This window comes from Streptomyces sp. NPDC018263 (assembly GCF_055562575.1).
In genome coordinates this window covers 723,557-736,340 of sequence record NZ_JBVHFA010000001.1, presented here as the reverse complement: position 1 = coordinate 736,340, position 12,784 = coordinate 723,557, and the positions used below count along the sequence as shown (strand labels likewise).

11 protein-coding genes are annotated in these 12,784 nt (G+C 71.6%); 10 read left to right on the top strand and 1 reads right to left on the bottom strand.

Annotated elements, in window-relative coordinates:
* Positions 1-14 precede the first annotated feature (14 nt).
* The 3 genes from ACZ3HQ_RS03400 to ACZ3HQ_RS03390 are packed head-to-tail and all read left to right on the top strand — an operon-like array spanning position 15 to position 3,366.
* Positions 15-1,277, top strand: coding sequence for a cytidylyltransferase domain-containing protein (locus ACZ3HQ_RS03400; protein ID WP_467507576.1), 1,263 nt, complete (start codon positions 15-17; stop codon positions 1,275-1,277).
* 11 nt (positions 1,278-1,288) lie between these two features.
* Positions 1,289-2,227, top strand: coding sequence for an N-acetylneuraminate synthase family protein (locus tag ACZ3HQ_RS03395; protein ID WP_161190415.1), 939 nt, complete (start codon positions 1,289-1,291; stop codon positions 2,225-2,227).
* A 47-nt stretch (positions 2,228-2,274) separates the two neighbouring features.
* A complete protein-coding gene (locus ACZ3HQ_RS03390; protein WP_467507573.1) occupies positions 2,275-3,366 on the top strand; it encodes a hypothetical protein in 1,092 nt (363 codons plus the stop codon).
* Positions 3,367-3,370: 4 nt separating this feature from the next.
* Here ACZ3HQ_RS03390 and ACZ3HQ_RS03385 read toward each other — a convergent pair whose 3' ends face one another.
* Entirely contained in the window at positions 3,371-4,021 is a 651-nt protein-coding gene (locus ACZ3HQ_RS03385) for a class I SAM-dependent DNA methyltransferase (RefSeq protein WP_467507571.1), read from the bottom strand.
* 233 nt (positions 4,022-4,254) lie between these two features.
* Between ACZ3HQ_RS03385 and ACZ3HQ_RS03380 the strand changes: the two genes are divergently transcribed.
* The 7 genes from ACZ3HQ_RS03380 (at position 4,255) to ACZ3HQ_RS03350 (ending at position 12,750) form a co-directional block, all read left to right on the top strand.
* The gene (locus ACZ3HQ_RS03380) at positions 4,255-5,481 is read left to right on the top strand and encodes a M20 family metallopeptidase (protein ID WP_467507569.1); all 1,227 of its coding nucleotides are present in this window, start codon (positions 4,255-4,257) and stop codon (positions 5,479-5,481) included.
* 292 nt (positions 5,482-5,773) lie between these two features.
* Positions 5,774-6,826, top strand: a complete 1,053-nt coding sequence (locus tag ACZ3HQ_RS03375; RefSeq protein WP_467507567.1) for a BMP family lipoprotein — start codon at positions 5,774-5,776, stop codon at positions 6,824-6,826.
* A gap of 163 nt (positions 6,827-6,989) precedes the next feature.
* Positions 6,990-8,576 carry an ABC transporter ATP-binding protein gene (locus tag ACZ3HQ_RS03370; protein ID WP_467507986.1) on the top strand — a complete coding sequence of 529 codons (1,587 nt, stop codon included), beginning with the start codon at positions 6,990-6,992 and terminating at the stop codon, positions 8,574-8,576.
* Positions 8,573-9,700: an ABC transporter permease gene (locus ACZ3HQ_RS03365; protein WP_467507565.1), complete on the top strand. Its 1,128-nt coding sequence runs from the start codon at positions 8,573-8,575 to the stop codon at positions 9,698-9,700. Before ACZ3HQ_RS03370 ends, ACZ3HQ_RS03365 begins: the two co-directional genes overlap by 4 nt.
* Positions 9,700-10,986, top strand: a complete 1,287-nt coding sequence (locus tag ACZ3HQ_RS03360; RefSeq protein WP_467507563.1) for an ABC transporter permease — start codon at positions 9,700-9,702, stop codon at positions 10,984-10,986. Before ACZ3HQ_RS03365 ends, ACZ3HQ_RS03360 begins: the two co-directional genes overlap by 1 nt.
* Complete coding sequence (locus ACZ3HQ_RS03355; protein WP_467507560.1) at positions 10,983-11,396, top strand: cytidine deaminase; 414 nt, start codon at positions 10,983-10,985, stop codon at positions 11,394-11,396. Before ACZ3HQ_RS03360 ends, ACZ3HQ_RS03355 begins: the two co-directional genes overlap by 4 nt.
* Before the next feature lie 70 nt (positions 11,397-11,466).
* A complete protein-coding gene (locus ACZ3HQ_RS03350; RefSeq protein WP_467507984.1) occupies positions 11,467-12,750 on the top strand; it encodes a thymidine phosphorylase in 1,284 nt (427 codons plus the stop codon).
* Positions 12,751-12,784: the final 34 nt, after the last annotated feature.

Genomic DNA, 12,784 nt, shown 5'->3' with positions numbered 1-12,784 from the left:
GAGGAGCTGACCCCATGACCCACTGGCCCGCCGATCCGGGCGACCCGCCGCGCCGGGTGCTCGCCGTGATCCCGGCGCGCGGCGGCTCCAAGGGGGTGCCCGCCAAGAACCTCGCCCCCGTGGGCGGCGTCCCGCTGGTGGCCCGCGCGGTGCGCGCCTGCCTGGCCGCCCCCGCCGTCACCGACGTCGTCGTCTCCACCGACGACGCGGCCGTGGCCGCCGCCGCCCGCGCGGCCGGCGCCGAGGTCGTCACCCGGCCCGCCGCCATCGCCGGGGACACCGCCACCTCCGAGGCCGCCGTCCTGCACGCCCTGGACGCCTTCGAGGAGCGGGCCGGTACAGCCGTTGACGTGGTGCTGCTCGTGCAGTGCACCAGCCCCTTCCTGCTCGCCGAGGAGATCGGCCGGGTCGCGGAGGCGGTCGTCCGGGACGGCGCCGACACCGCCGTCACCGTCGCCCCCTTCCACGGCTTCGTCTGGCGCGACGGCGCCCCCGGCACCGCGGACGAGCCCGGCGGCTTCGGCGTCAACCACGACAAGGCCGTACGCCCCCGCCGCCAGGACCGCCCGCAGGACCTGCTGGAGACCGGCGCCGCCTACGCGATGGACACCGCCGGCTTCCGCGCCCACGGACACCGCTTCTTCGGCCGCACCGAACTGGTCCGCACCGACCCGGCCCGCGTGCTGGAGATCGACGACCCGCACGACCTGGCCCGCGCCCGCGCGCTGGCCCCGCTGCTCGACACCGTCCCGGCGGGCGCCCTGCCCACCCGCGACGACATCGACGCCGTGATCCTCGACTTCGACGGCACCCAGACCGACGACCGGGTGCTGATCGACACCGACGGACGGGAGTTCGTCTCCGTGCACCGGGGCGACGGGCTCGGCATCGCCGCGCTGCGCCGCGCCGGGGTGCCGGTGCTGATCCTGTCCACCGAGCAGAACCCCGTCGTCGCCGCCCGCGCCCGCAAGCTCCGGCTGCCGGTGCTGCACGGCATCGACCGCAAGGACCTCGCCCTCAAGCAGTGGTGCGAGGAGCAGGGCATCGCCCCCGAGCGGGTGCTCTACGCCGGCAACGACGTCAACGACCTGCCCTGCCTCGCCCTGGTGGGCTGGCCCGTCGCGGTCGCCGACGCCCACGACGCCGTACGCGCCGCCGCCCGCGCCGTCACCACCGTCCCCGGTGGCTTCGGCGCAGTCCGGGAGATCGCGGGCTGGCTCCTCGGGCCCTCCCTCGACACCCTTCCCCACCCCGTCCCCATGTCCCACAGCAAGTAAGGAACACCCTGATGAGCACCAACTCCCGCCTGCGCAGCTTCGGTTCCCGCGAGGCCGGCCCCGGCCGCCCGGTCTACGTCACCGGCGAGATCGGCATCAACCACAACGGTGAGCTGGAGAACGCCTTCAAGCTGATCGACGCCGCCGCCGAGGCCGGCTGCGACGCCGTGAAGTTCCAGAAGCGCACCCCGGAGATCTGCACCCCGCGCGACCAGTGGGACATCGAGCGCGACACCCCCTGGGGCCGGATGACCTACATCGACTACCGCCACCGCGTGGAGTTCGGCGAGGACGAGTACCGCCAGATCGACGCGTACTGCAAGGAGAAGGGGATCGACTGGTTCGCCTCCCCGTGGGACACCGAGGCCGTCGCCTTCCTGGAGAAGTTCGACGTCCCCGCCCACAAGGTGGCCTCCGCCTCCCTCACCGACGACGAGCTGCTGCGCGCCCTGCGCGCCACCGGCCGCACGGTGATCCTCTCCACCGGCATGTCCACCCCGAAGCAGATCCGCCACGCGGTCGAGGTGCTCGGCTCGGAGAACATCCTGCTCTGCCACGCCACCTCCACCTACCCGGCCAAGGCCGAGGAACTGAACCTCCGCGTGATCAACACGCTGGAGAAGGAGTTCCCGAACGTCCCGATCGGCTACTCCGGCCACGAGACGGGCCTGCAGACCACGCTGGCCGCCGTCGCCCTCGGCGCCGTGTTCGTCGAGCGCCACATCACCCTGGACCGCGCCATGTGGGGCTCGGACCAGGCCGCCTCCGTCGAGCCGCAGGGCCTGATCCGCCTGGTCCGCGACATCCGCGCCATCGAGGCGTCCCTCGGCGACGGCGTCAAGAAGGTCTACGACTCCGAGCTGGGCCCGATGAAGAAGCTGCGCCGGGTCTCCGGTGTGGTCGCCGAGGCGGAGATCGCCGCCGCCGCGGGCGAGCCGGTCACGGTCTGACCCTTTCCTAGCCCGACCGCACTACGACGGGACGGTCACAACCCGCCATGAGCCCTCGCGCCGGACACCCCGGCCCCGCTGCCCGCACGCTCGCCTTCGTGGAGAGCCCGGTGCAACTGCTGAACGTACTGGAGTGGGCCCACGCGGGCGGGGTGCCCGCGCGCGAGGGGGCCGGGGCGGAGCTGACCCTCGTCGTGCTCGCCCCCACCGACCCCATGACCCGGGGCCAACTGCGCCGCATGGCCGACCTCGCCCGCGACGAGGGGTACGAGGTGCGCTGGGAGGAGGCGCGGGGCGGGGCCGGTGCCCCGTTCCAGACGGTCGGCGCGCTGGCCGGGGCGCTGCGGCGGGCCGGCCGGATCGTCATGGGCGACCCGTTCTCCCGCTACGTGCAGCTCCTGCTCACCATTACCCGCGCGCCCGAGCTGGTGGTGGTGGACGACGGCACCGCCACCATGGAGTTCGTCGCCCAGTTGGCCCGCGGCGAGCGCCTGGTGCGCTGGCACCGCAAGGGCGGCCCGCCCGGACCCCGCGACCTGCTCTTCGCCCCGGTCTCCGCCACCGCCCGGCGCCGGCTCACCCCGAGCGGCGGCCGGCGGGTGGAGGTCTTCTCCGCGATGCCGGTGACCGAGACCCCCGACGGCGTCACGGTCACCGCCAACGAGTTCGCCTGGACCCGCGCCCGCTTCGGCCCGCCGCGCGTGACGAAGAGCGCCGACCTGGTCGGCACCTCGCTGGTGGAGACCGGCGTGGTCGACGCCGACCGCTACCTCGCGGCCGTCCAGTCCCTGGCCAGGACCCACGGCGCCACCCGCTACTTCGCCCACCGCCGCGAGAGCACCCCCAAGCTGCACCGGCTGGCCACCGAGACCGGCCTGGAGATCGTCCGCCCCGACCTTCCCCTGGAACTGATCGCCCGCCGGGGCCCGATCGGCGGCACCGTGCTGAGCTTCCCCTCCACGGTCGTCCACACCCTCCCCCTCGCGCTCAAGGGCACCGGCGTCCGTGTGGCGGTCTGCGACATAGACCCCGCGTGGCTCACCGCCGGCGCCTCCCCGCGCGCACAGGGCTTCCTGTCGGGGGTGACGGGGACGGCCAGGGACACGCACCGGCTCACTACGGTGGTGCCGGGGACCTGAGGGTTCAGTCCTTCCGCGCCAGTACGAACCCCCGCGCCCGCGCCTCCTCGCCCTGTGGCTCGCGGACCACCGAGGCCACCAGGGTCAGGCCCGCCTCCGTGAGGCCGGCGGCGATCGCGGCCGGGGAGCGCATCCAGTAGTCCAGGTCGATCTCGTACCCGAAGCGTTCCGTCAGGTGCATGTGGTCGGCCTCGCCGGTCTGGAAGGCCAGCAGGACGGGGGCGCCGGGGCGCAGGGTGCGGTGGAACTCGGCGAAGGCGCGGGGGAGGGCCTCGTCCGGGACGTGGATCGTGGAGTAGAGGGCGAGGATGCCGCCGAGGGTGGCGTCCGGGAGGTCCAGCGCGGTCATCGAGCCGACGTGGAAGCGCAGGTGCGGGTGGGCCTCCCGGGCCAGGGCCACCATTGCGGGTGAGAGGTCCACCCCGAACACCGGCACGCCCAGGCTGTCCAGCAGCGCGGTGACGAACCCCGGCCCGCTGCCCAGGTCGGCCACCGGGGCCGGGCCGTTCTCCCGCACCAGCTCGGCGAAGGCGCTGATCAGGGAGCGGTCCAGGGGGTGGGGGAGGCCCGAGGGGAACCGCTCGGCGTACTCCTTGGCGATCGCGTCGTAGGACGAGCGGGTGGTGTGCAGGAAGTCCGCGGTGCTGTCGGTCACGCCGCCGCACCCTACCGGCGCCGCTCCGCCGCGCGGGTCCGGTCCATGGACAAACCGAGCGCCGGGACGGCGGGCGTGGTATCCGTGGAGGGAGAAAGAAAGGTTTTACCCAACCCAGTCCACCGCCATGCGTCCGCCGGTCAAGTTTTCTTCCCCCCAACGGGCTGAACTTTTGTTGATCGAGGGTCAGTTGACCGACCGGGCGTCCTACCCTTCAGAGGGTGAACCGATTGATGACCCGAGAGACCGTGGCCGACCTCCCCGGTGCTGTGCTCCCCGGCGCGCTCAGCGAGTCACTGCACGCCGAACTCGTAGCCTTCCGCCGCGACCTGCACATGCACCCCGAGCTGGGCAACCAGGAGTTCCGTACCACCGCCGCCATCAAGGAGCGGCTGGAGCGGGCGGGCCTCGAGCCCCGCGTCCTGGTCACCGGAACCGGGCTCATCTGCGACATCGGGCACACCGAGGGCGAGCGCTCCGGGGTACCGCTGCTGGCTCTGCGCGCGGACATCGACGCGCTGCCCATCCCGGACACCAAGGACTGCGCGTACCGGTCCACCGTGCCCGACCGCGCCCACGCCTGCGGCCACGACGTGCACACCACCGTGGTGCTCGGCGCCGGCCTGGTCCTCGCCGCGCTGCACGCGCAGGGCCTGCTGTCCCGGCCGGTGCGGCTGATCTTCCAGCCCGCCGAGGAGCAGCTCCCCGGCGGCGCCCTGACCGCCATCGCCGACGGCGCGCTGGAGGGCGTCGGCCGCATCCTCGCCCTGCACTGCGACCCCAAGGTGGAGTGCGGCCGGATCGGCCTCAGGCACGGCCCGATCACCAGCGCCTGCGACCGGCTGGACGTGACCCTGGACGGCCCCGGCGGCCACACCGCCCGGCCGCACCTGACCACCGACCTGGTCACCGCCGCCGCCCGCGTCGCCACCGACGTGCCCGCGCTGATCGCCCGCCGCGTCGACACCCGCAGCGGACTCGCCCTGACCTGGGGCCGTATCGAGTCGGGCCACGCCGCCAACGTCATCCCGCAGCACGCCGAACTCTCCGGCACCGTCCGCTGCCTGGAACTGGACGCCTGGCGGGACGCGCCCGACATCGTGCACGCCGCCATCGACGAGGTCGCCACCCTGCACGGCGCCAAGTCCGAGATCACCTACGTGCGCGGGGTGCCGCCGGTGGTCAACGACCGGGAGTCCGCCGAGCTGCTGCGCCGCGCGATGGTCGCCCGCTGCGGGCTGGACTCGGTGGAGAGCACCGAGCAGAGCCTCGGCGGCGAGGACTTCTCCTGGTACCTGGAGCACGTCCCCGGCGCCATGGCCCGCCTCGGCGTCCGCCGCCCCGGCGAGCGGACCGTACGCGATCTGCACCAGGGCGACTTCGACGCCGACGAGAACGCGATCACGGTCGGTGTCGAACTCTTCACCGCGGCCGCGCTGATGGAGTCCCCCGAGGTCTGACCGGCGCCCCCCGACCCCGACGGCCCCCGCGTGGCACGCGGGGGCCGTTCGCGCAACACATCCGCAGGCCATTCGTATCCGCCCCGAAACATGGCGGCCCGAGGCTCGGTAGATCGAGTTCAAGTGCCGTTTGCCTCGGTTCGATAACGGCTGCCCGAGAGGTGTTTTTCTGACATCTACGCGCGTTACGATGCCGCGAAGCCGACGCCGACGGGGCGTCTCGGCCGGGGCGTCGTCAGACGCTTCCACCAAGCGCCATGGTGGCGCTCAGGTCAGGTGAAGGAGCCTTCCCGTGCGCCGGGTAGCCAAGCTTTCCGCTGCGTGTATAGCCACCGCAGCTCTCGCCCTTTCTGCCACGGCCTGTGGCAGCACCTCCTCCGAGAACGACAAGTCGTCCTCCTCCGGTGACGGCAAGGGCGTCAAGATCGGTCTCGCCTTCGACGTCGGCGGCCGTGGTGACCGTTCCTTCAACGACTCCGCCGCGCGCGGTGCCGATAAGGCGAAGGACGAGTTCGGCGGCTCCGTCAAGGAGCTGACCGCCAAGACCACCGACACCGAGGCCGACCGCGAGCAGCGCCTCTCCGACCTGGCCGACGCGGGCTACAACCCGATCATCGGTGTCGGCTACGCGTACGCGCAGTCCATGGGCAAGGTCGCCAAGAAGTACCCCAAGACCAGCTTCGGCATCGTCGACTCGGTCGTGGACGCGCCCAACGTCGACAGCATCACCTTCACCGAGGAGCAGGGCTCCTACCTGGCCGGCGTCGCCGCCGCGCTGAAGACGAAGAAGTCGCACGTCGGCTTCATCGGCGGTGTGGACGTCCCCCTGATCAAGAAGTTCGAGGCGGGCTTCGTCCAGGGCGTCAAGGACACCAACTCCAAGATCAAGGTCGACACCCAGTACCTGAGCCACGGCTCGGACACCTCCGGCTTCGCCAGCCCCGACAAGGGCAAGGAAGCCGCGCAGGGCATGCTGGACAACGGCGCCGACGTGATCTACACCGCCGCCGGCTCCTCCGGCAACGGTGCGATCGAGGCCGTCAACGGCAAGAAGGGCGCCTGGGCGATCGGCGTCGACTCGGACCAGTACAACATCCCGGGTCTCGCCAAGTACAAGAGCTCGATCCTCACCTCGATGGTCAAGAACGTCGACCTCGGCGTCTACGACTTCGTGAAGACCGTCCACGACGGCAAGGCGCTGGCCGGCGTCAACAGCTACTCCCTCGCCAAGGACGGCGTCTCGCTGTCCACCAGCGGCGGCTTCATCGACGACATCCAGGCCAAGCTGGACGCCGCGAAGAAGAAGATCGTCGACGGCTCGATCAAGGTCAAGACCACCCCGTGACCTGACGGGTCCTGGCAGGACCCCGGCTCGGCGTGGGGGCGCCTTCACAGCGCTCCCCGCCGGGCCATAACAATGTGTCAACTCTACGCGTGTAGTACTGAGTTGGCCCATGTTGTCGCGCTAGCGTCGCCGACGCCTGCCCCCTCTCCCTCTGTATCCCCGCATCCCCCTTCCCCGAGGAGAGTGCGCCATCAACGCGTCCAGCCCTCCCGCTGCCGTCGAACTGCGCGGCATCACCAAGCGTTTCCCCGGCGTCGTCGCCAACCGCGACATCGACATCACCGTCCGCCCGGGCACCGTCCACGCCCTGTGCGGCGAGAACGGCGCCGGCAAGTCCACCCTGATGAAGATCCTCTACGGCATGCAGCAGCCGGACGAGGGCACCATCACCATCCACGGCGAGCAGGTCACCTTCTCCAACCCCGGTGACGCCATCGCGCGCGGCATCGGCATGGTGCACCAGCACTTCATGCTGGCCGACAACCTCACCGTGCTGGAGAACGTCGTCCTCGGCGCGGAGAAGCTGCACGGCATCGGCGCCAAGGCCCGTACGAAGATCCGGGAGATATCCGACGCGTACGGCCTGGGCGTCCGCCCCGACGTGCTCGTGGAGCGCCTCGGCGTCGCCGACCGCCAGCGCGTGGAGATCCTCAAGGTCCTCTACCGCGGCGCCAAGACCCTGATCCTGGACGAGCCGACGGCCGTACTGGTGCCCCAGGAGGTCGACGCCCTCTTCGACAACCTGCGGGAGCTGAAGGCCGAGGGCCTCACCGTCATCTTCATCTCGCACAAGCTGGGCGAGGTGCTGTCGGTCGCCGACGAGATCACCGTCATCCGGCGCGGCACCACGGTCGGCACGGCCGAGCCCCGCACCACCACGCCCAAGCAGCTCGCCGAGCTGATGGTCGGCAGCGAACTGCCCACGCCGGAGACGGAGGAGTCCACCGTCACCGACGTCGCGCTCCTCGAGGTCGCCGGGCTGCACCTGGCCCAGACCGACCTGGACGGCATCGAGCGCGTCATCCTGGACGAGATCTCCTTCACCATCCACAAGGGCGAGGTCCTGGGCATCGCCGGTGTGGAGGGCAACGGCCAGTCCGAGCTGGTCGAGGCGATCATGGGCATGCGCGACCCGGACGCCGGCACGGTCACCCTCGACGGCGCCGACGTCAGCCACGTCCCCACCCGCCGCCGCCGCGAGGCCGGCATCGGCTACATCCCCGAGGACCGCCACCGCCACGGCCTGCTGCTGGAAGCGCCGCTGTGGGAGAACCGCATCCTCGGCCATGTCACCGAGCGCCCCAACTCCCGCCGGGGCCTGCTGGACCCGAAGGCCGCCCGCGCCGACACCGAGCGCATCGTCGCCGACTACGACGTGCGCACCCCCGGCATCGACGTCACCGCGGCCTCGCTGTCCGGCGGCAACCAGCAGAAGCTGATCGTCGGCCGCGAGATGAGCCACAGCCCCAAGCTGCTCATCGCCGCCCACCCCACCCGCGGTGTGGACGTCGGCGCACAGGCCGCGATCTGGGACTACATCCGCGCGGCCCGCCGCGACGGACTCGCGGTCCTGCTGATCTCCGCCGACCTGGACGAGCTGATCGGCCTCTCCGACACCCTGCGGGTGATGTACCGCGGCCGCCTGGTCGCCGACGCCGACCCCGCCACCATCACGCCCGAGGAGCTGGGCTCCGCCATGACGGGAGCGGCCTCCGGCCACCTGGAGCACACAGAGGACGACGCGCGATGAACAAGCTGACCTCACGGATCGACAAGGAGCGGCTGCTCCTCGGCATCGCGGCACCGCTGCTGGCCATCGTCGCGGCCCTCCTGGTCACCGCCCTGGTGATCCTGGCCACCGGCAAGAGCCCCGGCGCCGCGTTCAGCGACATGGTGACGTACGGCTTCGCCTCCGACAGCCAGGTCTACATCCTGAACAAGGCGACGACGTACTACCTCGCGGGCGTCGCGGTGGCCATCGGCTTCCGGATGAACCTGTTCAACATCGGTGTCGACGGCCAGTACCGGCTCGCCGCGTTCGTGGCCGCCGTCCTCGGCGGCGCGCTGACCGTGCCCGGCTGGCTCGCCATCCCGCTGATCATCCTGGCCGCCATGGTGACCGGCGCCCTGTGGGCGGCCATCGCCGGCATCCTCAAGGTGACCCGCGGGGTCAGCGAGGTCATCGCCACGATCATGCTGAACTCGATCGCCACCGCGATCATCGGCTACCTGCTCCAGCCCAGCCAGCTCGGCCAGCTCGACAAGGCCGGCACGCTGGTCTCCACCAAGCCGCTGCCGGAGTCCTCCTGGTTCTTCCAGATCGACACCGGCCCGGCGGGCGTCCTGTGGGGCTTCATCGTCGTCGCGGTGATCGTCGGCATCGGCTACTGGTTCGTGCTCGGCCGCACCCGGTTCGGCTTCGACCTGCGCACGGTCGGCCAGTCCGAGACGGCCGCCGCCGCGAGCGGTGTGGGCGTGAAGAAGATGATCGCCACCAGCATGATCATCTCGGGTGCGGTCGCCGGTCTCATCGGCATGCCGACCCTGCTCAACGACAGCCACCAGTTCAGCAACGACTTCCCGGCGGGCATCGGCTTCACCGGCATCGCCATCGCGCTGCTGGGCCGCAACAACCCGATCGGCATCGCGCTGGGCGCCCTCCTGTGGGGCTTCCTGGAGCGCACCACCAACCACCTGGAGTTCCAGGGCTACGACAAGGAGATCCTCGGCGTGATCCAGGGCGTCATCGTCCTGTGCGTCGTGATCGCCTACGAGGTCGTGCGCCGCTACGGCCTCAAGCGCCAGCAGCAGCGGGTCGGCGCCGAGCTGGCCGCCCGCGCCGCCGCCCCGACCGAGATGCAGGAGGTGGCGTGATGACCGCCACGATGACGGACGCGCCGCCGCCCGCGGCGCCCAAGGCGGACAACGCCGCCGCCCCGGCGGGCCGTTCGCTCGCGAAGATTCTTCTGATCGTCGGCGGCGCGCTGCTGCTCGTGGCCGTGGTCCGGGTCATCACCGGGGCCAACCAGCTCACCTCCGAGGGCCAGGTCAGCGCGGCCCTCGGGCTCGCGGTGCCGATCGGGCTCGCGGGCCTGGCGGGCCTGTGGTCCGAGCGGGCCGGTGTGGTCAACATCGGCCTCGAGGGCATGATGATCCTCGGCACCTTCGGCGCCGGCTGGATCGGCTGGCAGTCCAGCCCCTGGCTCGGCCTGCTGTGCGGCGTCGGCTTCGGCGTCCTCGGCGGTCTGGTGCACGCGGTCGCCACGGTGACCTTCGGGGTCGACCACATCGTCTCCGGTGTGGCGATCAACCTGCTCGCGCTGGGCGCCACCCAGTACCTGGCCAAGCTGTTCTTCGCCGAGGGCACGGCCGCCGAGGCGGGCGGCAACCCCAAGCAGTCGCCGCCGGTGAACTCGCTCGGTGACGTCACGGTTCCCGGACTCTCCGACGCGCTGCACTCGGTCGAGCAACACCACTGGTTCCTCATCTCCGACATCGCGGGCATTCTCGGCGGTATCGTCACCGACGTGTCCGTGGTCACGATCCTCGCCGTACTGCTCTTCGTGGGCAGTTGGTGGGTGCTGTGGCGGACCTCGTTCGGCCTGCGCCTGCGCTCCTGCGGCGAGAACCCGGTCGCGGCGGAGTCGCTCGGCGTGAACGTGTACCAGTACAAGTACGCGGCGGTCGCCGTCTCCGGCGGTCTCGCCGGGCTCGGTGGCGCCTTCCTCGCGCTGGTCACCTCGCACACGTACCTGGAGGGCCAGACCGGCGGCCGCGGCTACATCGGTCTCGCCGCGATGATCTTCGGCAACTGGCGTCCCGGCGGTCTCGCCATGGGCGCGGGCCTGTTCGGCTACTCCGACGCCCTCCAGCTCCGCAACGGCGGTGTCACCGTGCACGCCCTGCTGCTTCTGCTGGTCGTGCTGCTCGCCGCCCTCGCGGGCTGGAAGCTGTACCGCAAGGCGCTCTGGCAGGGCGTGATCAGCGCGGTCATGGCCGTACTGGTCCTGGCCTGGTACCTGTTCACCGACGAGGTCCCCAGCGACTTCGTCGGCGCCACCCCGTACGTCGTCACGCTGCTGGTGCTGTCGCTGTCCGCGCAGCGGCTGCGGATGCCGAAGGCCGACGGCATGCGGTACCGGAAGGGGCAGGGCAAGTGACCACCGCGACCGGGTCGTCCGACGGGTTCGACTGGGAGGCGCTGCGCGCCGAGGCCCGCGAGGCCATGGCGTATGCCTACGCCCCCTACTCGGGCTACCCGGTCGGCGTGGCCGCGCGCGTCGACGACGGCCGCACGGTCACCGGCTGCAACGTGGAGAACGCCTCGTACGGGCTCGGGCTGTGCGCCGAGTGCGGGCTGGTCTCGCACCTCCAGCGCACCGGCGGCGGCCGCCTGACACACTTCACCTGTGTGGACGGCACCGGCGCCCTCCTCGTGCCGTGCGGACGCTGCCGCCAGCTCCTGTACGAGTTCGGCGGGCCCTCGCTGCTGCTGGACACCCCCGAGGGCGTCCTCCCGCTCTCCGAGATGCTTCCGCAGGCCTTCGGCCCGGACCATCTCACCAAGTAAGTCCGTGCGGCCCCTCTGCTCGCCTTACGAGCAGGGGGGCCGTACATCTGCACCTCCCGGAAGGAACTCCCTGGCCATGGACGCCATCTCCGTCATCCGCACCAAGCGGGACCGCGCCGCGCTGACCGACGAGCAGATCGACTGGGTCATCGACGCGTACACCCGCGGCGAGGTCGCCGACTACCAGATGGCCGCCCTCAACATGGCGATCCTGCTCAACGGGATGGACCGCCGGGAGATCGCCCGCTGGACCGCGGCGATGATCGCCTCCGGCGAGCGCATGGACTTCTCCTCGCTGTCCCGCCCGACCGCCGACAAGCACTCCACGGGCGGCGTCGGCGACAAGATCACGCTGCCGCTCGCGCCCCTCGTGGCCGCCTGCGGCGCTGCCGTCCCGCAGCTCTCCGGGCGCGGCCTCGGCCACACCGGCGGCACCCTGGACAAGCTGGAGTCCATTCCCGGCTGGCGCGCGCTGCTCTCCAACGAGGAGATGCTCTCCGTACTGGACACCACCGGCGCGGTGATCTGCGCGGCGGGCGACGGCCTGGCCCCCGCCGACAAGAAGCTGTACGCGCTGCGCGATGTGACCGGCACGGTGGAGGCGATCCCGCTGATCGCCTCGTCCATCATGTCCAAGAAGATCGCCGAGGGCACCGGTTCCCTGGTCCTGGACGTGAAGGTCGGCTCCGGCGCCTTCATGAAGAACATCGAGGACGCGCGTGAGCTGGCCTCCACCATGGTGGGCCTCGGCACCGACCACGGCGTGAAGACGGTCGCCCTGCTCACCGACATGTCCACCCCCCTCGGCCTCACCGCGGGCAACGCGCTGGAGGTCCGCGAGTCCGTGGAGGTCCTCGCGGGCGGCGGCCCGGCGGACGTGGTCGAGCTGACCCTCGCCCTGGCCCGCGAGATGCTCGACGCGGCCGGCCTCAAGGACGCCGACCCCGCCAAGGCCCTGGCCGACGGCTCCGCCATGGACGTCTGGCGCCGCATGATCACCGCCCAGGGCGGCGACCCGGACGCGACCCTGCCGGTGGCCCGCGAGCAGCACGTGGTCGTGGCCCCCGCCTCGGGCACCCTCACCCGCCTCGACGCCTACGACATCGGCATCGCCGCCTGGCGCCTCGGCGCGGGCCGCGCCCGCAAGGAGGACCCGGTCCAGGCGGGCGCGGGCGTGGAACTCCACGCGAAGCCGGGCGACCCGGTGGTCGCGGGCCAGCCCCTGCTGACCCTGCACACGGACACCCCGGAGCGCTTCGAGTACGCCCTGGAGGCGACGGAGGGCTCCTTCGACATCGCCCCCACGGGCACGGCGTTCACGGCTTCGCCGGTGGTGCTGGGGCGGGTGGACTGAGCGGTGACATGACGTCAAGGGCCTGATCCTCACC

Bases quoted from the DNA above. Each gene is read 5' to 3' on its own strand.
- ACZ3HQ_RS03400 (WP_467507576.1), top strand. From the start codon at position 15: ATGACCCACTGGCCCGCCGATCCGGGCGACCCGCCGCGCCGGGTGCTC.
- ACZ3HQ_RS03395 (WP_161190415.1), top strand. From the start codon at position 1,289: ATGAGCACCAACTCCCGCCTGCGCAGCTTCGGTTCCCGCGAGGCCGGC.
- ACZ3HQ_RS03390 (WP_467507573.1), top strand. From the start codon at position 2,275: ATGAGCCCTCGCGCCGGACACCCCGGCCCCGCTGCCCGCACGCTCGCC.
- ACZ3HQ_RS03380 (WP_467507569.1), top strand. From the start codon at position 4,255: ATGACCCGAGAGACCGTGGCCGACCTCCCCGGTGCTGTGCTCCCCGGC.
- ACZ3HQ_RS03365 (WP_467507565.1), top strand. From the start codon at position 8,573: ATGAACAAGCTGACCTCACGGATCGACAAGGAGCGGCTGCTCCTCGGC.
- ACZ3HQ_RS03360 (WP_467507563.1), top strand. From the start codon at position 9,700: ATGACCGCCACGATGACGGACGCGCCGCCGCCCGCGGCGCCCAAGGCG.